General features: G+C 38.9%; 15 protein-coding genes. 11 read left to right on the forward strand and 4 right to left on the reverse strand.

Annotation, left to right across the window (positions count from 1 at the left end):
* Positions 1-4 precede the first annotated feature (4 nt).
* Both HMJ38_RS08870 and HMJ38_RS08875 read right to left on the reverse strand, forming a co-directional pair.
* Complete coding sequence (locus HMJ38_RS08870; protein WP_194974023.1) at positions 5-2,329, reverse strand: acyl-CoA dehydrogenase family protein; 2,325 nt, start codon at positions 2,327-2,329, stop codon at positions 5-7.
* Positions 2,330-2,452: 123 nt separating this feature from the next.
* On the reverse strand, positions 2,453-5,149 hold the full coding sequence (locus tag HMJ38_RS08875; RefSeq protein WP_228779971.1) for a phosphoenolpyruvate carboxylase: 2,697 nt from the start codon (positions 5,147-5,149) through the stop codon (positions 2,453-2,455).
* Between the two features lie 272 nt (positions 5,150-5,421).
* Here HMJ38_RS08875 and HMJ38_RS08880 point away from each other — a divergent pair, with 272 nt between their 5' ends.
* Positions 5,422-6,423 carry a Gfo/Idh/MocA family protein gene (locus HMJ38_RS08880; protein ID WP_194974024.1) on the forward strand — a complete coding sequence of 334 codons (1,002 nt, stop codon included), beginning with the start codon at positions 5,422-5,424 and terminating at the stop codon, positions 6,421-6,423.
* Between the two features lie 433 nt (positions 6,424-6,856).
* Here the strand turns inward: HMJ38_RS08880 and HMJ38_RS08885 are convergent, their stop codons facing one another.
* Positions 6,857-8,119, reverse strand: a complete 1,263-nt coding sequence (locus tag HMJ38_RS08885; RefSeq protein ID WP_194974025.1) for a DUF819 family protein — start codon at positions 8,117-8,119, stop codon at positions 6,857-6,859.
* A gap of 247 nt (positions 8,120-8,366) precedes the next feature.
* On the opposite strand from HMJ38_RS08885, the gene HMJ38_RS08890 reads away from it, so the two are divergent.
* The 8 genes from HMJ38_RS08890 (at position 8,367) to HMJ38_RS08925 (ending at position 21,886) form a co-directional block, all read left to right on the forward strand.
* Positions 8,367-10,592: a sodium-translocating pyrophosphatase gene (locus tag HMJ38_RS08890; RefSeq protein WP_194974026.1), complete on the forward strand. Its 2,226-nt coding sequence runs from the start codon at positions 8,367-8,369 to the stop codon at positions 10,590-10,592.
* 672 nt (positions 10,593-11,264) lie between these two features.
* Positions 11,265-14,375 carry a SusC/RagA family TonB-linked outer membrane protein gene (locus HMJ38_RS08895; RefSeq protein WP_194974027.1) on the forward strand — a complete coding sequence of 1,037 codons (3,111 nt, stop codon included), beginning with the start codon at positions 11,265-11,267 and terminating at the stop codon, positions 14,373-14,375.
* A gap of 12 nt (positions 14,376-14,387) precedes the next feature.
* Positions 14,388-15,800, forward strand: a complete 1,413-nt coding sequence (locus tag HMJ38_RS08900) for a SusD/RagB family nutrient-binding outer membrane lipoprotein (RefSeq protein ID WP_194974028.1) — start codon at positions 14,388-14,390, stop codon at positions 15,798-15,800.
* 98 nt (positions 15,801-15,898) lie between these two features.
* Positions 15,899-17,995: a S9 family peptidase gene (locus HMJ38_RS08905; RefSeq protein ID WP_194974029.1), complete on the forward strand. Its 2,097-nt coding sequence runs from the start codon at positions 15,899-15,901 to the stop codon at positions 17,993-17,995.
* 92 nt (positions 17,996-18,087) lie between these two features.
* Positions 18,088-19,278: a D-alanyl-D-alanine carboxypeptidase gene (locus HMJ38_RS08910; RefSeq protein ID WP_262892883.1), complete on the forward strand. Its 1,191-nt coding sequence runs from the start codon at positions 18,088-18,090 to the stop codon at positions 19,276-19,278.
* A gap of 269 nt (positions 19,279-19,547) precedes the next feature.
* A complete protein-coding gene (locus HMJ38_RS08915; protein ID WP_194974031.1) occupies positions 19,548-19,937 on the forward strand; it encodes a DUF2116 family Zn-ribbon domain-containing protein in 390 nt (129 codons plus the stop codon).
* Between the two features lie 96 nt (positions 19,938-20,033).
* Complete coding sequence (locus HMJ38_RS08920; RefSeq protein ID WP_194974032.1) at positions 20,034-20,783, forward strand: EcsC family protein; 750 nt, start codon at positions 20,034-20,036, stop codon at positions 20,781-20,783.
* A gap of 473 nt (positions 20,784-21,256) precedes the next feature.
* A complete protein-coding gene (locus HMJ38_RS08925) occupies positions 21,257-21,886 on the forward strand; it encodes a hypothetical protein (RefSeq protein WP_194974033.1) in 630 nt (209 codons plus the stop codon).
* A 61-nt stretch (positions 21,887-21,947) separates the two neighbouring features.
* Here HMJ38_RS08925 and HMJ38_RS08930 read toward each other — a convergent pair whose 3' ends face one another.
* On the reverse strand, positions 21,948-22,715 hold the full coding sequence (locus HMJ38_RS08930; RefSeq protein ID WP_194974034.1) for a 3-keto-disaccharide hydrolase: 768 nt from the start codon (positions 22,713-22,715) through the stop codon (positions 21,948-21,950).
* Between the two features lie 126 nt (positions 22,716-22,841).
* Between HMJ38_RS08930 and HMJ38_RS08935 the strand changes: the two genes are divergently transcribed.
* Positions 22,842-23,756 (forward strand): DUF1684 domain-containing protein, encoded by a 915-nt coding sequence (locus tag HMJ38_RS08935; protein WP_194974035.1) that lies wholly within the window; start codon positions 22,842-22,844, stop codon positions 23,754-23,756.
* A gap of 238 nt (positions 23,757-23,994) precedes the next feature.
* Complete coding sequence (locus tag HMJ38_RS08940; RefSeq protein WP_194974036.1) at positions 23,995-24,126, forward strand: DUF2256 domain-containing protein; 132 nt, start codon at positions 23,995-23,997, stop codon at positions 24,124-24,126.
* The last annotated feature ends 11 nt before the right edge of the window (positions 24,127-24,137 follow it).

Here is a 24,137-nt window from a genome sequence, read left to right on the forward strand (position 1 = left end):
AACTTCATACTTCGGACTTCCAACTTCCAATCTCATTCCTTATCGCAATCGGTGCCCCAATGCAGCTTTCGGGAATGTCAAAAGCATCCGTAAGAGCAAGGGCATTTTTCCTAACTTCCCAGCAGAGTTGATTGACTTCCTTACGGATGGCTTTGGTTTTGTTTCCTTCCATGTAACCCTGTTCCAAATACCAACCTCTGTTTTGTTCAATGGTATGCAAAGCGTATAGCTGACAAAGTTGGGTCAGGGCTGATTTGCAGTTTTCATCGGTGATTTCGTGAACTTGTTTTTGGAACTCTTCCAAGACTACCCTCTCAATATAAGCTTGTCCAACATTGAGCAAATGGTGCTGGGCCACATTGAATGCATCGAAGGAGTCCATACCTTCATCAATATGCCTTTTGAGCCTTTGTGCTGCGCTGCTCAAGATGGCTTTTTCTCTATACATAAATGCACTGAGATGAAAGTTGAAATCTAAGAGATGGTCTTGGTCAGTACTGCGGATGATGATGGGGTTTTTCTCAATAAAGGAAGTCTTTGCTTGGTTTGCTATATAATTGAAAACGGTGAAAATGTTCATATCCCCAAACTCCTGTCTGAATTCAGTCAGCCTATTTTTGGCCACCAATTGCATCAGAACTACATTATCCCCTTCAAAAGTCGTGTACACGTCCGTATCATTCTTGAGCGCATCAATCCGGTTTTCGGAAAGATATCCCTTTCCACCACAGGCTTCCCTGCATTCCTGCAAAGTGGAGGTTGTAAACCAGGTTGTATAGGCCTTAAGTCCTGCTGCCAAGGCTTCGATTTCCTGGGCATCCTCTTCTTTTCTCTCCAAAAATCTTTGGGTAAGGTATTTTAGGGCAAAATGAAGTGCATAGGATTTTGCTAAAGGAGGCATCAATCTCCTCTGATGCATGCGGTAATTCAGGATAGGCACCTCTTCTCCACCTTCTGGACCAAACTGCTTTCTTGTTTCCCCATACCTGATGGCGATGGTCAGACCTGTCTTGCTGGCTGAAAGTGCTGAACGGGGAATACCGATTCTGCCGCCTACCAAAGTTCCCAACATGGTGAAAAACCTTCGGTTATCTGAACTGATTGGACTTTCAAATTCTCCTTGCTCATTGACAGCGGCAAATTTATCCAGCATGTTTTCTTTTGGAATAACTACTTGGTCAAAATAGATAACACCATTGTCCACCCCATTGAGGCCCATTTTTCTGCCACAGTCTTCTATCCTCACACCTTTGATGCTTTTTCCTTCGGAAGTTCTCAAAGGAACAACAAAAGCATTAACCCCATAATCTTCCCCATCAATGATCAGTTTCGCAAATACAGTTGCAGCTTGACCATGAAGTGCTGCATTTCCAATATATTCTTTTCTGGCTTCGGGATTTGGGGTATGGATGACAAAGGTTTGGTCTTGGTGATTGTAAGAGGCGGTCGTTTCCAATCCCCTCACATTGGAACCATGGCCGGTTTCGGTCATGGCAAAGCACCCGGGCAGTTTCAGGCTTCCGATATCTTGGAGGTATTTTTTATGGTGCTTTTCTGTTCCCAAAAAGAAAACACTCATACCCCAAAGTCCAAACTGTACCCCAAATTTGATCACCATGCTCAGATCATGATAGCTCAAAGTTTCCATGATGGTGAAATACCCCTCCATATCATCTTTGCCTCCGGCATATTCAGGGAATGCCCAGGAACCATAACCTTGTTTTGCCAATTCCTGACACCATTGCAAGACTTGCTCTCTTTGGTCGAAAAGGCTGTCGTATTCTCTGTAGGCAAATGTGGGATCAGCGATAATTCTTTTTACATTTTTGATTAAAGTGTGTTGGCTTCCATCCAATAAGGAAGTCATTTGACCTATATCAAAGTTGCTTTCTTTATGATACTCTGTGGTAATGGTCTTATGGTCTGATTTGAAAGTGTAACCTGCTTCCTTGCTCAATAAACCCAGGGCCAACTCTGTTTCCTGAAAATCGGTTTGAAGGCTTGATTTGAAGTTCAGCTTTTTCTGTCCCGAATGATGAGTGGCCAAAGCTTTCCCGATTTCATATAGATTTGGCAAATTGTTCAGATCCAGTTTTTTGACAGAAGATTTCCAGGATTTGAAGTCTTTAGGTTTTGGAGGTTTGCTTGGGTCCAACAGTGAAATCAGCCAATTTTTCTCCTCTGCATTGATCCAGGATTGTTTATCGATCAATGAATTGATTTCTCTAAGTTCTGATGGGGTCAGTACCCCGTCCGCCCAAAGCGTATAGTAAAGTGGTAAAAAAATATAGAGTTTTGGGTTTTCTGTGATAAATTTGGATTTGAGCATGTCTTTGGTAATTTGGGATTAAAGTATGATGAACTTAGAAAGCCAGTAAAATTTTTAGTTCTGAATGGAACTGTAGACGTACTCTTTATAACGGTGCCAGCTGAGAATGGATTGTTTATTTGATCAGCCGGTGTTTTTAAGACCACTAGCCAAAGCGGTGGTGATTTCCAGCAGTTTTTTTATCATAGGCTCTGCCACATCCGGATTATCTGTTTTGAGTTTTCTCCACTCCCCCAATTTTTGTATTTGAAATTTATGCAATGTGTTCAAAGCAAATTCCCTTCTTTTCATGTTGTTGATTTGGCTGGTTCTTCTTGTTTCACGATCACTATCAAACATATCTCCGATTTCATCCAGACTTCGTCGGTGCTCTTCCAAAATGATTTCCATAATTTCATTTTTGACATTTTTATTGTTGACCAAATCTGAATACCGCTCCATCAAATTGGTGTCAGAATTCATGAGATTGGTTTCCAGTTGGATAAGTATATACATGAGTAGTGGCCACTCTCCTGTAAGGCTCCGCAATTTTTGATAATCTTTTGGCTTTTCCTTTCTCAATCTAGACAGTGCATGGCCTATACCAAACCAGCCTGTAATATTGAATCTGGATTGACTCCAGCTGAATACCCATGGAATGGCCCTGAGGTCTGAAAGTGACCTTGTTCCGGTACGTCTTGCAGGCCTGGATCCGATTTTGGTAAGTTCCAGGACATCAATAGGAGTTGCCTCACCATAAAACTCAATAAAGGATTTGTGTTTGATCAACTGTTTGTAATATTCCAAAGAAAAATCTGAAAGCAATTTCATGATTTCATTTGGGTATTCCGGTATTCCGTTTGGATGCTTGAAATAAGCCGTTTGCAAAGCAACTCCCGACAGCAGCATTTCCATATTGTAGGTTCCATTGAGCAGATTGGCAAATTGTTGGGCAATGGTCTCACCCTGTATGGTAAGTTTGATTTCACCGCTTAGACTTCCTGCGGGCATACTTTCAAGAAACCTGTGGTATTTGCCACCTCCTCTACTAATGGTACCGCCGATTCCATGAAAGTACTTGAAGCGAATACTATGGTCTTTGGCAATCTTGGACAATCTGAGTTCAGTTTGGTAAATATTCCATCTGCTGGAAAGTATCCCTCCGTCTTTATTGCTGTCACTATAACCCAACATAATTTCCTGTATATCACTTTTTGGAATAAAAGGATGGGATAGGTAGGCATCCATGATTTGGTCCGAATGGTCGAGGTCATCTATGGTTTCAAATAGCGGTACTACATGAAACTGATTTTTATCCAAACCAACTTCTCTCATGAAAACAAAAACCACCAATAAATCTGCAACGCCTCTCGTCATGCTAACAATGAATGAACCAATTCCCTCATTACCAAATTTGTCCGAATGTTCTTTGATCACTCTGAAACAGTCCAGTACTTTATCCGCCTCCTCGCCAAATGATTTTCCTGAAGCTGCAAATGGTCTTCCGCTTTTCAGTTCCTTGCTCAAAAAGTTGATCTTCTCTTCTTCTTCCCATGTACTGAAGGAGGAGTTTTCAAACCCGGTTTTTTCTAAAATTTGTTGTATGGCCCGATCATGAAATTCACTGTTTTGACGGATGTCCAATTTGGCAAGGTGAAATCCAAAGCATTGGACAAACCGCTGCAAGGGGAAAATCGATTTTTCGATAATCCTGAATGCTTTTATTTCTAAAAGGCTCTTTCTAAGAATTTCAAGATCTTTTGCCAATTCGTTTGAACTCGAATAATGCTTGTTTTCTTCAAAATTCCCGCCTATTGTGTTTTCAAGTTTCAACAACATCAGGTTGATATATTGTCTCCAAGGTTCATAAGTATTCCTTTCCACAGCTTTTTTTCCCTGTTCGCCAAAAACTACCGACAAGTTGTTGATAGCTTTTACAAGATCAGGAGGAACTGGGTTTCGGATCTCAGAAAAACTCATTTCTGCTGCAAGGGCAACCAATTGTTTTTTGAGAAGCCAAAGCGCTGCTTCTCTATGGGCTATCAAGGTATCCTTTGTAAGTGCTGCGGTGACATAGGGGTGTCCATCGCGGTCACCACCCACCCAACTACCAAAAGTCATTTGCGGGAATTCCTCTGCCATGCGTAAAGATTGTGGATCAAAACCTGCTTCAATCCAGCTCATCCTTAATTTCTCGTCACTTTTTTCAAGGATTTTTGGAAAAACCTTGGTAAGGTAATGCATGACATTATTGCGTTCAGCTTTCACAGTAGGCTTTTCCAGATAAACTTCACCTGTCCTCCACCACCTTTCTAAAAGTGTGGTGATTTCTTCTTCAATGGCTTTTCTTTCGATATTAGAGTAAATGCTATTGTCCAGCTTGAGTAAAGTGAGGTACAACTCTCTATGAAGTTCGAGAATGGATATTCTTTTGGCTTCTGTTGGGTGGGCAGTAAGCACAGGGGATACATTGACCATCTGGATGATTTCCAAGATCTGTGATTCTTTCAGTCCCCGTTGTTTCCACCTATTGAAAGTCTCTGACCAAGAACCTCTGATGCCGGGCATTCCGGCCTCATCTACTTTTTTACGCCTAAACTGAACAGCCGCATTTTCTTCAACCAGATTCATCAGTTGTAAGTAAATGCTGAGTATTTGGATCTGCTTTTCTTCCAAATTAGGTCCCAGATCAGCTATTTTGTTTAGATCGATTTCTTTTTCAAGGAGTCCTGATAGCTCAGTCTCACCCAAGCTGTTCAACACTTTTTTAAAACAAGTAGTCAAAAATGACATGTCTGAGTCTATTTTATCAAATAAAAGCAGCGGTGATAGTTTATTCATTAGTTTAAATTTTTAAAATTGAAAAATCAATCAATTTATAGGTTTGAAGTTTGGTTAAATGTATTCATCAATGCAATAAATGAAAGTGTCCTATATATCAGTCATCCGACTTCGGTCTTTAATAGCATAATGGGTCATTGGCAAAGAAGCGTATAACCATGAATAAGAAATTCAGATAACTTAAATTTAAGTATATATTTAATAAAGACTAAATTTATTCTTTTTAAAAAGGCGAGAGGCTTCGTATTTGGAAAAATTTTAATTTTAGGGTAATGAAAAAAATAATAGATAGTAATATTCATTGGGGAGTATTGGGTGTAGGCAATGTCTGTGAAATAAAATCAGCACCTGCCATGAATCTCATACCCAATAGTCGCTTGGTGGCAGTAATGAGGAGAAATGAGGAAAAAGTCAAGGATTATGCAAAAAGACATCATGTTCCTAAATGGTATACCTCAGCAGAGGAATTGGTCAATGACCCGGAGGTTAATGCCATTTACATTGCCACCCCACCTCATATGCATTTACCATATACCAAATTGGCTGCTGCTGTCGGCAAAGCCGTTTATGTGGAAAAGCCTATGGGAAGGACACATGATGAATGCAAAGAAATGATAGCCGTTTGTGAAAAAGCAGGTGTACCACTTTATGTGGCTTACTATCGGAGGGCTTTACCGCATTTTCTGAAAATCAAAAAATTCATTGAGGAAGGTGCATTAGGGGATGTCAGAACTGTACATATCAATTTAAAGCAGGTTTTGATCCCTGAATTGGTGGCTAAGATGGGTGACAATTGGAGAATACACCCGGAAATAGCAGGAGGAGGGTACTTTTTTGATCTAGCTTCGCATCAATTGGATTTATTAGATTTCTTTTTTGGACCTATTGTCCAAGCCAACGGTTTTTCTGCCAATCAGGCCAAGTCCTATCAGGCTGAAGATATTGTCGGTGGGAGTTTTGTTTCTGAAAATGGGGTACTCGGGACAGGAAATTGGTGCTTCACTACTTCCAAAACTTCGGAAATAGATGAGATCATTATATACGGTAGTAAAGGGAAAATCAGCTTTGAGACTTTTGGAAAGGGAGAGTTTGTCCTAGAAAAAGATGGTCAAGAAACGATGCACTTCCAAGTGGACCTGCCACATCATATTCAGGAGCCTTTGATCAAAACTGTTGTTGAGGATCTTTTAGGTTCAGGAGAGTGTATGAGTACCGGGACTTCAGCTGCAAGGACCAATTGGGTGATGGATAGGTTGGTGTATAGGAGAGGGTAGATTTTAGAAGGTAGATTTTAGATTTGAAAAAAGTACAATCCGCCATGGCGGACAAGTCGTACGACGTACCAAGTACCAAAAAGGGGCATGATCAAAAGCAGACAAGTAGTGCAAAGTTAAAAGTAGGATGATTTGAGAATTCATTCATTACCATATAATCCATTTTATAAATCTAAAATAAAAAATCACAAATCTTAAATTTTATCCGTGGACTAAGCGTGGATTTGATCTACACCTTTATTTCATTGCAATTTGTAATTCCAGTATATATGGCTTAATGTAATGGCAAATTGGCACACCTTTAATTAGAAATTCAACCTCAAGAGGGTAAACATCTTAGTTCCTATGGGACCGGCCGACAGGTCTAAAATCTCACGTTTCAAGTCTCAACTATCGAATATGGATCATAAGGGCAATCCACCTGGAGTGAGATTTAAAACATCTTTAAAATATTGGCTACCAAAAAGCCCAGATAATTCCCAATGGCATATCCAATGATTCCTATGGTAATACCAGATACCATAATTTGTCTGTTTCGTAATGCACCGGCAATGACTGGCACAAAAGGGGGGCTACAGATAAAAGCTACCGAAGTGATCATGGTGGTGTCGGCATCAATTTTGAAAATTTTACTCAGTAAAACGTGGACTGTCAGCGATCCAAAAACAGCCAAGGATATATAACCCAATAGGGCAGGGGTGAGTCCTTCAAAGTTTCTGATATCAGCCATAGATGCCACCACAAGACTGAATATCAGGATCAGATACATACCGGCATCAAATGATTTTTCTACTCGGTTGATTGCAGGGATGAGCGAAGCCAATATACCCAAGGTGGTAATGCTGAGGATTACTACTACCATCAGCAAGTTCTCCGGGACCATGAGCGATAATCCTCCGCCAATGCTCAAAATGCCAATTGCCACCAGCAAGGCCTTTCCCAATTGAAATAGTGTTTTTTTATTTAAAAAACCCCAAAAGTTTTCTTTTTCTTCATTTTCCTGAAGTTCGAATTGTCCTGTAGGCAAAGGGAATTTGGTAAGGTATTTATTAAAAAATCTATGTCCTACGGAAAGTAAAAACGAAAGGTAAAAAACACCAACTATCAGGTCATAGGTATGCGTCAATATATAGGTGTTGGCATCCACATCCAGCATCATTTTCAAAGAAGCCAAATTTGGAGTTCCTCCTGTATAAACCCCGATCAATAAACCTGAAACTTTCCATAAGTCTTTAATACCACTTTCCCGAAAAATGAAAAAGCCAATTACAATCACAAAGACTACTGAAAACAGACCGATCAATAAGGAGGAAAACGTTTTTCCAGCCATTTCCTTCCATTGTTTGATATTGGAAGAGAATAGCATTAAAGGAATGGCCAAAAGAATACTAACACTCATTAAGACGTCTCTTAATTTATAAATCTGAAAAGCAAGTAAATTTTCTTCAACGATTTGACCATTATCCAAGAGTTCTTTTATTTCCTCAGGACTTGCTTTGGGATTGGTGACCAGAAATTCATTCAGGAAGGTCCCCATACTTGGCAGGAGTCCTGTGTTACCCAATAATATTCCAATGATATAAGCGATGATGACAGGGCCAAGTTTATTGAGTGTGGGGTACTTGAAACAAAAGTATAATATAATTGCTGGCATCAAGATATAGAAAATTGCCAAAAGAATGATACCTATTGTCATGGGTGCTTGTTTTGAAATTGAAAATAGTAAAAAATACTGTTCCAATTCATATAGTTATTTTTTTTGATCCTGTAACCACGACGTCAGTTAAGGATTTGTTAGACATTATTTGACTGAATAGTGGAAATTTGGTACAAATATTCTTTGGTTATAAAAACATGACTTTTATCTGAATTGGTTGGTAGATATATGAATAATAATATCTTTGTCGGATTAAAATTTTGACAGTAAACTCTTAAAAAGCATTATGGAACAAATGTTTATTTATTTGGTCCCTGTATTGGGGATTATAGGCCTGATAGTGATGGCATTTAAATCTGCTTGGGTAAACAAGCAGGAAACCGGGGATGAAAATATGGTGGAATTGGCAGGCCACATTTCCAAAGGTGCCATGGCCTTTTTAAAAGCCGAATGGAAAATCCTTGGTTATTTTGTAGTTATCGCCGCAATTATTTTAGGTTGGTCAGGAACATTGGTGGAAACCTCAAGTCCGGTTATTGCAATTTCATTTATCATTGGGGCCTTTCTGTCGGCCTTTGCGGGTTACATGGGTATGAATATCGCTACCAAGGCCAATGTAAGAACAACACAAGCAGCCAAAACAAGTTTGAAAGGCGCATTGAATGTGTCCTTTACCGGAGGTTCGGTGATGGGCCTTGGAGTTGCTGGATTGGCAGTACTTGGTATGGGTTCTCTCTTTATTGTATTTTATAATATGTTTGTCCTTTCCACGGGGGGAGATGTAAATGGAGCTGCCATGGAAACTGCCCTCGAAGTATTGGCAGGGTTTTCATTGGGTGCTGAATCCATTGCATTGTTTGCGCGTGTGGGTGGTGGTATTTATACCAAAGCCGCTGATGTAGGTGCTGACTTGGTCGGTAAGGTTGAAGCCGGAATCCCTGAAGATGATGTAAGAAACCCTGCTACCATTGCCGATAACGTTGGGGATAACGTAGGAGATGTTGCGGGGATGGGAGCTGATCTTTTTGGTTCTTATGTAGCTACTATTCTTGCTTCCATGGTATTGGGCCGAGAAATTGTTTCTGCTGATAACTTCGGTGGAATTGCTCCTGTCTTATTACCATTGGTGATCGCAGGTTTGGGATTGATGTTTTCCATCGTAGGAACTTTCTTTGTCAAGATCACTAAAGAAACTGATAGCGTACAGGCTGCATTGAACAAAGGAAACTGGATTTCTATTTTGTTAACTGTTGCGGCGTCTTACCCATTGATTATGTATATGTTGCCTGATGGTGATTTGATTTTATCAAGAGGAGGTTCAATTGTCTTTACAAAAATGGGTGTTTTCGGTGCCGTAGTTATCGGTTTGATTGTAGGTGCTTTGATGAGTATGATTACCGAGTACTATACTTCTATGGGCAAGCGTCCGGTGAATTCGATTATCAAACAATCTTCTACAGGTCATGCCACTAACATCATTGGAGGACTTTCTGTGGGAATGGAATCGACTGTTGCACCGATTCTGGTTTTGGCTGCCGGTATTTACACTTCCTTTTTGGCTGCCGGATTATATGGAGTAGCCATAGCGGCTGCAGGTATGATGGCAACGACAGCCATGCAGTTGGCGATTGATGCTTTTGGTCCTATTGCAGATAATGCAGGTGGTATTGCTGAAATGTCAGGTTTACCAAAAGAAGTAAGAGAGAGAACTGATATCCTCGATGCTGTTGGAAACACTACTGCTGCGTCAGGAAAGGGATTTGCGATTGCATCTGCTGCTTTGACGGCCTTGGCATTGTTTGCCGCCTATGTTGGAATTGCGGGAATTGATTCCATAGATATTTATAAAGCAGACGTACTGGCAGGTCTTTTTGTCGGAGCGATGATACCTTTTATTTTCTCTTCCTTGGCAATTGCAGCTGTAGGCCGTGCTGCCATGGACATGGTCAATGAGGTCAGAAGACAATTCAGAGAGATTCCCGGAATCATGGAGTATAAAGCCAAGCCGGAATATGAAAAATGTGTTGAAATATCCACTCAGGCGTCATTGAGGGAAATGGTTGCACCAGGTGCAATTGCTTTGTTGACCCCAATAATCGTTGGCTTTGCGTTTGGCCCGGAAGTGTTGGGGGGAACCTTGGCAGGCATTACAGTATCAGGGGTACTGATGGGTATTTTCCAAAACAATGCCGGTGGTGCCTGGGACAATGCTAAAAAATCTTTCGAAAAAGGAGTGATGATTGATGGTGTGATGCAATATAAAGGTTCTGATGCCCACAAGGCTTCTGTTACAGGAGATACAGTAGGCGATCCATTTAAAGATACCTCAGGTCCATCTATGAACATATTGATTAAATTGACCTCAATAGTAGCCCTGGTAATCGCACCGCATATTTCTGAAGGTGATAGACATACAAGAACTCATAATGAGGTAGAAAAAATAGAAATTCAAGAGGTAGTTCCTGATGTTTCGAAGGAAATCGTTTCAATAGAAAATATCGAGATACAGTAGAAGTACCAAAACCGATTTAAAAAAAGCCGTCTTGAAGATGGCTTTTTTTTTGACTATGACATATTAGAGTATTTTAAGTCTCTTGTCAATAAATCTATAGAAAGAAGTGTAAGAACACTGTAATGAAGAATTTTCTGCATATTCTTTTAATATTCAAAAACATATTTTTTAAATGTATTTACACAATGATGCCAGTTAAATGGTAATTCAATAAACTTCTAGTCAGGTAATCGAAATGTACGATACTTCCAACTTCGGACGTCCGAACTGTTAATTGAAAAATATTGAATTACTGGCAATGAGGCGAATAACTTTTTTTATCTAAAATCTAATTTGTAAATTTTTGCAGTAATTAGAAATTATATGTCGCAAAATAACTTAATTAAAAATGAAATTTTATTTTTCGACTTAAAGTAAAATTATAATTTTTTGTTAAATTAAATCAAGCCTATTTGTTGTAAAATTTTATAAAATGTAATAATATAGGTTTTTATAAATCTTAAAAACAGTTTGGTTTGCTTCTAAAAATCTGTATAAAAACCAGAAGATATGCTGGTTTTTGCTGTTTTGATTCAAAGAATTAGATTGATCAACCTGTTTTAATGCCTTTGGTCTGTTATTTTAATGACGGTGAATATTGAAAACTAATCTTTAACCTTAATTCAAACAACTATGAAGAGAAAATTTACTGGTCTCATTCTTTTCTTATGGGTGATTTCTTTTGGCATACCGGATGTGTTTGCCCAAGACGCCACCATTAGAGGAAAAGTAACTTCCCGCGATGATGGACAGCCACTTCCGGGAGTATCTGTTTTGGTTCAGAATACTACCATCGGTACTGTAACAGACATTGATGGAAATTATTCTATTAGTGTACCTACAGGAAACAGTGTATTGAATTACTCATTTATTGGTTTTGAAAGCCAATCTGTTCAAATTAACAATCGGTCTACAATTGATGTGGTGATGGTCACTGATACCAAGCAACTTTCAGAAGTGGTAGTGACTGCATTTGGTATCGAGCAGGATAAAAAGACTCTTGGGTATGCTGTTCAAAGAGTAGACAGTGATGATATCATCAGGACCAAACAACCTAATTTGGTCAATTCATTACAAGGTCAGGCAGCGGGCGTTCAAGTGACCAATGCAGGTGGTGCACCTGGTCAAAGTGCCAGAATCGTCATAAGAGGGATCAATTCATTGAGTCCAGGAGCGGACAATCAGCCCCTGTTCATCGTGGATGGTATTCAGATTGACAACTCTACCGTCGAATCTCCAGGAACACCTAGAGGACTATCCAATAGGGTGGCGGATCTTAATCCTGATGATGTGGAATCGATGAGTATTCTTAAAGGAGCCGCTGCAACTGCTCTTTATGGAGTTCGCGCGGCAAATGGTGCAGTCATCATCACCACCAAAAGAGGAAAAGCAGGTCAAACTGAGGTAAACTTCAGTTCTTCTGTGGGTTTTGAAACCCCAAACCGAATCCCAAGACTTCAGGAAAATTTCGGTCAAGGATTTAGTGGTGTTTTTGATCCAACGAGCTTTTGGCCTTCCTGGGGCGCTCCTATCTCAGAGGTAGCCCAGACTGTACCTGGACACAAATACCAGAATAACTGGGAAAGGGTTTTTAATACAGGTGTTCAGGTGTCCAATAATTTAAACATTTCGGGAGGAAGTGAAAATGCCACATTCTTTGGCTCTTTTGGAAGGTTTGACCACGACGGTATCATGCCATTTAGTGGATGGTCAAGAACCTCGGCAAAATTAAATGGACAGATAAAAGTCTCAGAGAAATTTAATTTTTCAAGTTCCCTTAATTATATCAATTCAGGTGGAAACAGAGTCCCTCATGATAGGTTCATGGAAAGAATGGTTTATTGGGCCGAGACACAAGATGTAAGGGATTACATCAATCCTGACGGAACCATGAAAACATATGGTTCTAACACAAACCCGATCTATGATGCAAGGTTCAGTACCTTTGAAGATAATGTGGACAGGTTGATAGGAAACGTTACTTTAAACTACAAGCCTGCGGATTGGATAGATTTTACTTATCGGGTTGGAGCAGATGTTTTTTCCGATAGCAGGACTGAAATCACCCCTGGCCCTAAAGGGATCGATGGCGAAAGGCCTTTGAGTGCCACAGGTTTTATCAGAGAAATAAGGATCAATAGTAGAGATCTGACTTCCACTTTTATTGTTTCCATGCAAAAAAGGTGGAGTGACAAATGGCATACCTCCCTGAGATTTGGGAATGATATATTTGAGAGAAAATTTGACAGATTATCTTCATTAGGACAAGATTTTGTTATTCCTGAGTTTTTTAACTTATCCAATACAAGGCAGGTATTCAGTGATCAGGGAAAAAGTATCAGCAGATTGGTAGGTTTTTACGGGGATGTTACTGTGGATTATCAGGGGACAGTTTTCTTGAACATTACAGGTAGAAATGATATATCTTCCACCTTGCCCCAACAAAACAATTCATTTTTCTACCCATCCTTCAACTTAAGTTACCTGTTTTCTGAAACATTTGATTTACCATCTTGGATGTCTTTTGGAAAAATCAGAGCTTCCTATGCAGAGGTAGGTAAAGATACCAACCCTCATTTGCTTGGGGCGACCTATGTGACACCGTCGATTTATCCATTGGATGGGCAAGTTGGTTTCACAAGATTTGGTGGATTTGGAGATCCTAATTTAAGGCCAGAGAGAACATCATCCATAGAATTAGGTACTCAACTTGGTTTTTTGAATAATAGAATAGAGGTTGATATTGCCTATTATAAAAATAACACCAAGGATCAGATTATACCAGTACCGGTATCGCCAGCCACAGGATTTACTTCCTACATTACCAATGCGGGTGAGATTCAAAATGAAGGAGTGGAATTCATGATCAAAGCTTTGGCCATGCAAAGAAGTGATTTTAGGTGGAATATCAATTTCAATTTATCCTACAATGATAATCAGGTCAAATCTATCAGAGAGGGTATTGATGAAATAATCATTGGCAGCCAATTTGGATATGTCGGTAGTACGGTTACCATGAAACTGATTGAAGGAAGGCCTTATGGGGATATTTATGGAAGTAGCTACACTAGATTTTATTCAGGAGGAAGACCTGAAGGGGTAGAAACCCTGGATAGAAACCTTCCCCTTGTGATAGGTGCTAATGGATTTCCTGTTCGAGACGGAACCCAGTTGATTTTGGGTAATGCCATTCCCAAATGGTTTGGTGGAATCCGAAATGATTTCAATTATAAGAATTGGGATTTCTCCTTCTTGGTAGATTGGAGATGGGGTGTAGATCAATATAATCAATTTGATAACTTCTTGTCCGCATTTGGACTCAATGAATACACAAATGACCGAAATGATACTAAGGTATTTGAAGGTGTATTATCCGATGGATCCCAGAATACCCAAGAGGTATGGTTAGGTCAAGGAGTAGGTCCTGATGGGAGAAATTATGGAGCGGGTTTTTATAGAAATACCTATAGGTCAGTCAGTGAAAATTTTGTGCAAGACGCGAGCTTTGTGAAACTGAGGAACATCACACTTGGCTATAATTTCAACCCAAGGTTATTGGAAAAGACCTTTATCAGATCTCTGAGGGCATCGGTTGCTGCTAACAATATCATCCTTTACACACCTTGGGATGGATTTGACCCTGAATCGTTCAGTGCGGGTGCAGGCGGTAATGCTGTCGGCTTTTCAGGTCTTGGATTCCCGGCGGTTCAAAGCTTCTTTTTTACTTTAAATCTTGGATTCTAAAAACCAGCAATCATGAAAAACTTATCAAAAATTAAATTAATCTTGATAGCATCGATGATGGTGTTTTTGGCATCTTGTGATGAATGGCTCGATGTCAATGAAAACCCAAATAATCCAACTGATGCCCCTATCCAAGGATTATTGACAAATGTAATACTGGAATCTACAATGAATGTATATAGAGCAGGTTCTATTTCCAGTAATTATGTGCAGCACCTCGCTTCTCCAAATCCATCCAGCTCATCTGATATCATGGATCCGTTGGATTTCAGTGGTACTTGGGGTTCCTTTTATTCGGTAATGTCTGATAACACTGATTTGATCAGGAAGGCGGAAGATTTGGGAGCCTCACACTATGTGGGTGTTGGCCAGACCATGATGGCTTTGAATCTTGGAATGGTCGTGGATATGTGGGGTAATGTCCCTTTTTCTGAAGGTTTTACCTTTGAAACTGTAACGCCGGTATTTGATAGTGATCAGCAATTGTATGCTGAGGTCATTTCTTTACTGGATCAGGCAATCACCAATTTTAACAGTACATCCACTGTCACGCTAAGGGGAGATGATTTTATATATCAGGGAAATATCCCTCAATGGATCAAATTTGCGAATTCACTTAAAGCAAGGTTTTTAATCCATACCAAAGGTAAAGCCGGATACAATGCTGCAGATGTTTTATCCGCAGTTTCAGCTGGATTTGCTGCAAACGCTGATGATGCCAAGATGAATTTCTTTGAGCAGAGGAGAAATCCTTGGGAAATCATTGCACTCAACAATCAAAACCTTCTTTTAGGGGGTTGGATTTCTTCCCAATTTATTGAAGCTTTGGATGGTACTTCTTATCCAGTATCAGACCCGAGGTTACCATTGATGGTAGGAGCAACGGACGCTGGTGAATATATCGGAGTACCAAATGGCGCAGGAAGGGGCGATGCTCCTGAAAGGGGAGCCAGATCAGTGTTGATTCCAGGACAATATTATACTTCCAGAATAGGACCGGTTTTGATCATGACTTATTCTGAACTCAAGTTCGTTGAAGCGGAAGCAGTGTTTGAAACGGATAAACCACGTGCCTACGCAGCTTACCTTGAAGGCATAAGAGCCCACATGAACATGTTATCTGTGGACAATGCATCCTTGGAGCAATATATTGCCCATCCATCAGTGAGTATGGGAGTAGCTGTATTCACTGTCAACGATATCTTTAAAGAGAAATGGATCGCTACTTTCCTAAACCCTGAAACTTGGAACGACGCCAGAAGATTCAATTACGCTTATCAGGATATGACACTTCCTGAAAATCTTAATCCTAATCTCAATGGTCAGTTTATCCGAAGGTTGGCTTATCCTGACTCAGAGGTGAGTAGAAATGGGCAGAATGTACCATCGGTGACACTTCTGGATAGAATTTGGTGGAACCAATAAAACAGAAAGTAAAAAAGTCCTCACACCGTTGAGGACTTTTTTGTTTTTATTTCAACTTAAATTTGTAAATTATTTTTTACACATATAACCTAAGGTAAATGAAGAAGTATCTACTCAACACATTCATAAGTTTCTGTTTGGTAATTGGTCAATCTTATGCCCAATCATTTACAATAGAGGAAATTTCATCTTTTTCCTTTCCTTCCGAGCTTGTCAGTGCTCCATCTGAAAATAGATTTGCTTGGTCAATGAATGAAAAAGGATTGAGAAACATATATGTTGCTCAATACCCTGTATTCGAGGCTAAAAAAGTAACTTCTTTTGATAAAGATGATGGGCAGGAAATCACCAGTCTACAGTTTTCCAAGGATTCTGAATGGTTGGTTTTTGTCAGGGGTGGAGAACATGGAAGCAATTGGGAGTATAATGTAGGGATCAATCCCTCCCAAGAACCATTAATACCCAAAGTCGAAATATGGAAAGTGCCCTATAAAGGAGGTAGTGAACAGGTCTTGGCGATTGGAGACAATCCTAAAATATCCCCTTTTGATAATACCATTGCATTTATCAAAAACAGGCAGGTTTGGACTATCCCGCTAAGCGGTGATAAAGAATCCCAACTATTTGAAATAAAGGGAGGGATTTCTGGTTTTGAATGGTCTCCTGATGGCAAAAAGATTTTATTTTCAGTAAACCGAAATACACATAACTTGATCGGCATCTATGATGTTGAGTCAAAAGCAATCCAATACCTAGCGCCTTCTTTTAGTAGAGATGGTATGCCTAAATGGTCTCCGAACGGTGAACAGGTTGCTTTTATCAGGAGGCAGGGAGGTACAGGAGGAGTTTACCCGATTTTGGAACAAAGACATATTCCTTGGGAAATTTGGGTGGCAGACGTAAATACCGGTATGGGGGAATTAAGATGGAAAGCACCTGAAACTTTAAGAGGATCGGTGCCCACAACTCATGGAGGACCCAATCTACATTGGGCCAATGACACTACGCTGGTTTTCCTTTCCTATGGTGACGGTTGGCCACATATGTATGCCCTCAATGCCAAGACCGGGCTTCCCCGTCAACTGACCAAAGGTGAATATATGGTAGAGCATATCAGTTTGAGCCAAGATGGGTCCTACTTGGTCTTTTCAGCCAACACAGGGCCTAATGAGGAGGATATAGACCGAAGGCATATTGGCATGGTGCCGGTTTCCGGTGGCGAAATGGAGCTTTTGACCCAAGGAAAAGGAATAGAGGCTATTCCTGTTGTTTTGTCTGACAATGATCACATAGCTTACCTTTCTTCTACAGCCCAAAGACCCCTCCTTCCTGCTGTTTCCCGCAAATCATCTGGCGAAAGCACGTTAATTGGTCAAAATCTGATTCCTTTTGAATTCCCGGAAAGTAAATTAGTGGAACCAAAACAAATTAAATTCAAGACTTCCGATGGGTTCACTGTGCATGGTCAGATCTTTGAAAAGGAAGGTGGTCCAGAGAAGAAACCTGCTGTTTTGTTTGTACACGGAGGTCCCCAAAGACAAATGCTGCTAGGCTGGCATTATGGAGATTATTATTCCAACACTTATGCCGTTAATCAGTATTTGGCTGAATTGGGATTTGTTGTTGTTTCAGTCAATTTCCGTTTAGGGATAGGCTATGGATATGAATTTCATAAACCTGCTAGGACCTATTGGCAAGGCGCTGAGGAATATATTGATGTCAAAGCTGCGGGGGAATATTTGGCAGGATTATCCCAAGTAGATCCAAATAGAATCGGGATTTATGGGGGGTCTTATGGAGGCTATTTAACAGCCCTTGCCTTGGGAAAGGATTCAGATCTTTTTGCAGCCGGAGTAGATATCCATGGTGTTCACGAACTTTCAAGTAGATTACAAATGCCGGAAGGCTATGAAAAAGTCCCGGATTTTGATAAAGCGATGACAACAGCTTGGTTTTCTTCACCACTTGCTTATTTGGATACCTGGACATCACCCGTACTGTTTATTCATGGTGATGATGACCGTAATGTTCAGGTCAGCCATACCACGGATTTGATCAGGAGATTTGAGGAAAGAAAAATGCCTTATGAATATTTGATCATACCGGATGATTCACACCATTGGATGAAGCATTCAAACCTCGTCAAAGTCAATAGAGCTACTGTTGAATTTTTAAAAAAACAACTTAATCCATAATGAATAGGTCTTTTGTAATTCTCATAATTTTTCTTGTTGCATTTACCAACCAATCAGAAGCTCAAAAGTTGAGAGAAAGAAAAGTGCGGAAAATGTTGACAAATTCTGAAATTATGAATGAACATTTTGTCGGATTTATGCTTCAGGAAGAAAGTGGTAAAGTAGTTTATGCACAACATGAGGACATCCATTTTGTACCTGCTTCCAATACCAAATTGTTGACATTATACACGGCCATGAATGTCCTGGGAGATTCTATCCCGGCTTTCAAATATCAGATACTTGGGGATTCCTTGATTATTTGGGGGACAGGCGATCCTTCGTTTCTTCACCCAAAGTTGGATAACAGAAAAACTTATGATTTTTTGGTAAATTCTACTTATAAGATTTTTTTGGCAAATGAACCTGATCTGGATTTTGAACCTAGCTATTGGAGATCAGACCTAAGTTATTTCCCGATGTATGGAAATATGGCAACGATCAAAGCCGATCCTTCATTAGGTTTATTTGTTTTCCCAAAACCAATTTCCAGATATGTGGTACTGGATTCAACAATTACCTCGACAAGGTTTAATATCAATCGGTCAAAAACAGGAAAACAATTGGTATACCCCAATAAGACAATTCCTGAGGATTTCCAAAGGACCATACCATTCCCCATGGACATGCAGGTAACACGGATATTGTTACAGGATACGCTGAAAAAAGAGATCAATTTGATCCAAAAGAAAAGACCTTCTGAAATAAACACTTTTTTTAGTATACCTTCTGACAGTCTGTTTAAGCACATGATGTTGCCAAGTGATAATTTTCTGGCAGAGCAGATACTATTATTATGTTCGGGAGTAATTTCAGACTCCCTGGATGTCAAAACAACCATTGCTTTCGGATTGGAAAACCATTACAAGGATTTTAAAAATCCACCAGTTTGGGAAGATGGATCCGGGTTGTCGAGGTTCAATCTTTTCACACCAAATACAGTCTTGGAGGTTTTGAACCTTTTGGAAACTAAGATTGGCGATAAAGAGCGGCTTAAATCATTATTGCCAGCTGGGGGTGTGAGTGGGACACTCAGAGCAGCCTATAAAACGGACAATGGTAAACCCTTTGTTTGGGCTAAAACAGGCTCTTTAAGATATATGCATCTTCAAAGTGGTTGGCTTGAGACAAGGAAAGGAAAAGTTTATAAATATGTCTTTATGAACAATAATTTTGTTCGACCTACCTCAGAAGTAAGAAATGAAATGGTAAGGATAATGACCGAAATACATGAAAAATATTAAGGCTTCCAAAAATATTCTTGTTACCATTTCTACCTGTTTTTTAACATAATGTTGCTATAGTCATCCCTTGATAAACATAAATAAAATAATCTATTTTAATCAATAGGCTTAAATAATTGTTCTGATTTATATTAAAATGCTAATATAATAGATTGAATTTTACATATTTTTTGTCAAAAATACCCTGTTTACGGGATTGTTTAAAGAGTTTCTAGTTGTTAAATTTGGTAAGTCCTAAATAATTCGCAGATTTTTAAATTTTCGCTTTTATGTACATCGAAAGAAAACATTGTGAATACTGTGGCAAGATGGTTCATGGTAGATCTGATAAGAAATTTTGTGATGATTACTGTAGGAGTAGTTTTAATAATGAAAGAAGGGTAGTCGATTCCAAAGAGATGAGAAATATCATCAACACCTTAAAATTGAACCGAAATATCCTCGAGAGCATTGTTGCCGGTGGAATTGAAAAAGTCAGGGTTCCTAAGGAAAAGCTAGCTCGATTGGGCTATAATTTTAAATACCACACGCAAACCAATACCAATTGGAAAGGAAACTCTTATACTTATTGTTTTGATTATGGTTTCCTGCGATTGGAAAATGATTGGTTATTAGTATTTAGGGTAATCAAAGACCTAAATTTTGATGATGAAGATTAATGAATGGAGTTTTTTATGTCAAAATTTTGTTCAGTAATTAATGTAGCGTACAGCGAATAGTATAATGTAATTTACATTGATTTCTGATACAGATATATGCCTTCTCCAAGATTACAAGTTACTGATTTATATGAAGAAATTGCATTTGCGGAACTCACCGCATGGTTGTTTAAAACCAAGCAAAGACCTTCCATATTTAATAAACTTACGAAAAGTACCCAAAATGGTATCAATAATCTGATTCCTGAAAAAATCCATAAAGTAATTACCTACGCCATAAAAAAAATGGTAAAAGGAGTTTTATTTGGAACCAAATTTATAACCCCTCAGCCATTAATTGAAAATAGATTGGAATTGCGGGAGTTTAAAGTCAAAAAAATCATTAAGATTTATAAAAACTCAGCATCTGCTGAAGGTGCAATTACCGGCGCAGGTGGGATTTTGATGGGGTTCGCGGATTTCCCGGCTTTTTTGACCATAAAAATGAAAATGCTTTTTGAAATAGCAGCAGCTTATGGATATGATGTCAAAAAATTAGATGAAAGGCTGTTTTTATTGCACATCTTCAAATTGACTTTTTCAAGTCAGGAAACCAGAAAAAAGACCCTAGCAATCATTGAAAATTGGGATGAGTATATCAAGACTATTCCTGCTGATATAGAACAGTTTGATTGGAGGGAATTTCAATTAGAATATCGGGATTATATGGATTTGGCGAAACTAGCCCAATTGATCCCAATCATTGGCGCGGGAGTTGGGGCAATTGCAAATTATAATCTTGCAAATAAACTTGGGAATATAGCAATGCAATGTTATAGGTTAAGATATTTTGATTGGGATATATGATATCAGCTTATATACAATTAGCTATCGGTTTTCGAAAAATGGTTGGAATCCCGACCGGTTCCTTGGGACGAAGTCTGAAATACCCTGTAATTCAAGATGCTTCCTGACAATGTTTATATTTTGTTATATACTTAAATAATTGGGATATACATATTGGGATATTCGGAATTTGATTATTATTGGATACGCATTCAGAGCTATCACCCATTTTCTATCATAATTTTTATTAAGCATTAAGAATTCCTAAGTAATAAAACATTCTTAAAGTTTTTGTAAAATTGTGGGTTGCATTAGTATAGAATGAAAATTATCGGCCAAGATTTTGCTTTTAAGTTTATTTGATCCAAAAGCTAAAGACCGTAATAAAATAATGGGGATTTTAATTTTTTCAAAAAAAGAAAATTAAAATCTTTATTATCATTAAATAAATATTTACTTTTGCATAATAAAAAATGTACTTTATTTAAATAAAAATGTATATAATAGTTAAAAATTCAAGATTATCTCTTCTCGCATTTATTGTATTGATTGTTTTTTCTGTTGTATCTTACTCTTGTATCAAGGAAGAAGATCCAAAAGCTGTGGTAATTGGAGAGCCTTTTGAAGGTGGAGTTGTAGGTCATATTTTCGAACCGGGGGATCCTGGATTTGTTGATGGAGAGACCCATGGTATCATCATTGCACCAGTTGAACAGGTTTTCGAAGCTCAATGGGGATGTCAAGGAACAGAAGTAACAGGTACTTCTACTGAAGTAGGTTTCGGAAGAATTAATACTGAAAAAGTACTGGCCTTCCATGATGCTTTGCCCAATTTTTACACTAATCCTACCCAGTGTCACCCAGACAATGATGGAACAGTAGCAGCTAGACTTACCATTGGGTTTGAAAATGGAGGTTTTAATGATTGGTTCATGCCAAGTTTGAAAGAAATGGATTTCCTTTATCAAAACAGGGATAAAATAGGAGGGTTTTCAACTGTAGAATATTGGAGTTCATGTGAGTCCAATGCCGTGAATGCTTGTGTGATGTCCTTTATCACCGGAGAGCAGCTTTCAAGACCAAAAAGTGAACTTAGAAGAGTTAGGGTAATCAGATTCTTTTAAAGTTTTATTATAAAAACAAAAGCGGGTCATGAATAGATTTTCATGGCCCGCTTTTGTTTTGCTAAAAATCTGTCCCCTTATTGCCCAATTCCAAATCTTGAATCCAGACATTACGATACAGGACATTATATCCCTCAGCCTGTAATTTAATTCCTCCCGGACGGTCGGTAATACCTTTTCCGCCATCATTTCCACCATCCTGACCTGAATTTGGACCACCCCAAACTTGTTGGATTGACTTGTCTTCATGGATTTTGGTTCCATTAAAATAAATTGTCACGCGCGCTTTTTCGGTCAATTTTCCACCTTCAAATCTGGCAGCCTTAAATAGGATGTCATAAGCATTCCATTTCCCAACGCCATTATATGCTTCCTCTGATGGTAGGTGTTCATTGATAATAGCAGCCATTCCATGAAGTCCATAATCTCCATCAAGGATCTGAATTTCATATCTGTTTTGTAAATAGACACCTGAGTTTCCCCCTTCTTCCTGAACCAAAAATTCAACATGTAACCTGAAATCTCTAAATTCTTCTTTGGTTACAATATCTGCAGCTCCATAGAGACCACCTGCAGCGGCGGGATCGTTGCTGTTCATAGCCGTACCTTTGTCTACAGGATCTTTTACTATTTGCCATTTGATAGGTAGTTGGGCTTTAAGTCTTGGGCCTTCCCAATAAGTCCAATTATTTTCCAGCATTTTTTTACTACCATCGAAAAGCATTTTGGCATTTTTGGGTTTTTTGGTCCCCACACCAACTTGGGAAAAAGATAAGTAAGGAATTGCCAATAGAATAAGGGTCAATAACGATTTCAATGAATTGTTCATGGTTTTTGATTTTGGGTTTGATTCATCAATTTAGTCAGGATTTTTCAGATATGTTGATAGTTTCAATCCTAAAAATTATAAACAAAAGATCTTTATCTTGCTTTTTAATTCCAACCCTGTCTGTTTATGAAAAAAATTGAGTCAGTCGCTTTCGTTTTACCATTCCTAATTGCCTTATGTTTCTGCCAAAACCCAGAAAAATCCATCGAATTTACTTTTGAGGAACATCAGTATGACGTTGAGGATTGGTATGCAAAAAGGGTAGCCTCTTTAAAAGCAGAAGAAGGATGGCTAAATTTAACTGGTCTATATTGGTTGGAAGAAGGAGAGAATACATTCGGTTCAGATCCTAAATCTGATTTACAACTTGAATCAGAGCTGTTCCCCACTTCTTTGGGGATTTTTGAATTGGAAGATGGTAAGGTCTTTTTTACTCCCAAAACAGGTGGTATAAAAACCCAAGATATAGAATTGGAAGAAAGAACCTTGATTTTTGATTCTAAAAATAATAAGGAGCCTTACAAAATTGCCTATCAAAGCCTGAAATGGAATGTCATCAAAAGATTGGATGCTTATGGTGTGCGACTTAGGGATTTGGAAGCCACCGAAGTTACCGAGTTTGAAGGGATTGAAAGATATCCGGTTTCTTTGGAATGGCGATTTGAGGCAAAATATATTCCATATGAACCTGTTAAGGAGATAGCCATTACCAATGTTTTGGGTCAAACAAGTCAAAATCCCTGTCCGGGTTATGTGGAGTTTCAAAAAGGTGGTAAGAGTTATAGGATAGATGCATTGGACGAAGGGGATGAGTTGTATTTGATTTTTGCAGATGAGACGAGTGGGGGAGAGACTTATGGCGGCGGAAGGTACATCTATGTCAAAAAACCAGAACCTAATGGAACCACTATTTTGGATTTTAACAAAGCCTATAATCCCCCTTGTGTGTTTACCCCACATGCAACCTGCCCATTACCGCCAAGACAGAATATACTTGATTTGGCGATTAATGCAGGGGAGAAGAATTATGGGGAGCACTGAAATTAAAGGATGAAGGATGAATTATAAAGGATGAGCTTGGTTTGACTAAATCAAGGTGTTGAAATAAAGTACCATGAACAATGTACCAAGAACCAAAAAGCGAGAACCAAGATTCAAGAGCCAAGAATAAAGATGCGAGAACCGAGAAGCGAGATACGAGAGTCAAGAGGAACCAAGATTTAGAAACATTAAAGTAACATTTTATTCTGGCTTCTAATCAAAAAAAAATAGTCAAAAAATGAAAAAACAGCATCTCCCGACCAAACTTTGTCCTGTATGTAACCGCCCTTTTGCTTGGAGGAAAAAGTGGGAAAAGAACTGGGAAAATGTCAAATACTGCTCTAAGAAATGTTCAGGAAAAAATCCCTGAGTAGCCTGCTT

This window comes from Aquiflexum lacus (assembly GCF_015476655.1).
Lineage (GTDB): Bacteria > Bacteroidota > Bacteroidia > Cytophagales > Cyclobacteriaceae > Aquiflexum > Aquiflexum lacus.

Excerpts from the sequence above, each read along its gene's own strand:
- HMJ38_RS08880 (WP_194974024.1), top strand. The coding sequence starts at position 5,422 with ATGAAAAAAATAATAGATAGTAATATTCATTGGGGAGTATTGGGTGTA.
- HMJ38_RS08925 (WP_194974033.1), top strand. The coding sequence starts at position 21,257 with ATGTATATAATAGTTAAAAATTCAAGATTATCTCTTCTCGCATTTATT.
- HMJ38_RS08935 (WP_194974035.1), top strand. The coding sequence starts at position 22,842 with ATGAAAAAAATTGAGTCAGTCGCTTTCGTTTTACCATTCCTAATTGCC.
- HMJ38_RS08895 (WP_194974027.1), top strand. The coding sequence starts at position 11,265 with ATGAAGAGAAAATTTACTGGTCTCATTCTTTTCTTATGGGTGATTTCT.
- HMJ38_RS08910 (WP_262892883.1), top strand. The coding sequence starts at position 18,088 with ATGTTGACAAATTCTGAAATTATGAATGAACATTTTGTCGGATTTATG.
- HMJ38_RS08915 (WP_194974031.1), top strand. The coding sequence starts at position 19,548 with ATGTACATCGAAAGAAAACATTGTGAATACTGTGGCAAGATGGTTCAT.
- HMJ38_RS08875 (WP_228779971.1), bottom strand. The coding sequence starts at position 5,149 with ATGAATAAACTATCACCGCTGCTTTTATTTGATAAAATAGACTCAGAC.
- HMJ38_RS08905 (WP_194974029.1), top strand. The coding sequence starts at position 15,899 with ATGAAGAAGTATCTACTCAACACATTCATAAGTTTCTGTTTGGTAATT.
- HMJ38_RS08930 (WP_194974034.1), bottom strand. The coding sequence starts at position 22,715 with ATGAACAATTCATTGAAATCGTTATTGACCCTTATTCTATTGGCAATT.
- HMJ38_RS08920 (WP_194974032.1), top strand. The coding sequence starts at position 20,034 with ATGCCTTCTCCAAGATTACAAGTTACTGATTTATATGAAGAAATTGCA.
- HMJ38_RS08885 (WP_194974025.1), bottom strand. The coding sequence starts at position 8,119 with ATGACAATAGGTATCATTCTTTTGGCAATTTTCTATATCTTGATGCCA.
- HMJ38_RS08940 (WP_194974036.1), top strand. The coding sequence starts at position 23,995 with ATGAAAAAACAGCATCTCCCGACCAAACTTTGTCCTGTATGTAACCGC.
- HMJ38_RS08870 (WP_194974023.1), bottom strand. The coding sequence starts at position 2,329 with ATGCTCAAATCCAAATTTATCACAGAAAACCCAAAACTCTATATTTTT.
- HMJ38_RS08900 (WP_194974028.1), top strand. The coding sequence starts at position 14,388 with ATGAAAAACTTATCAAAAATTAAATTAATCTTGATAGCATCGATGATG.
- HMJ38_RS08890 (WP_194974026.1), top strand. The coding sequence starts at position 8,367 with ATGGAACAAATGTTTATTTATTTGGTCCCTGTATTGGGGATTATAGGC.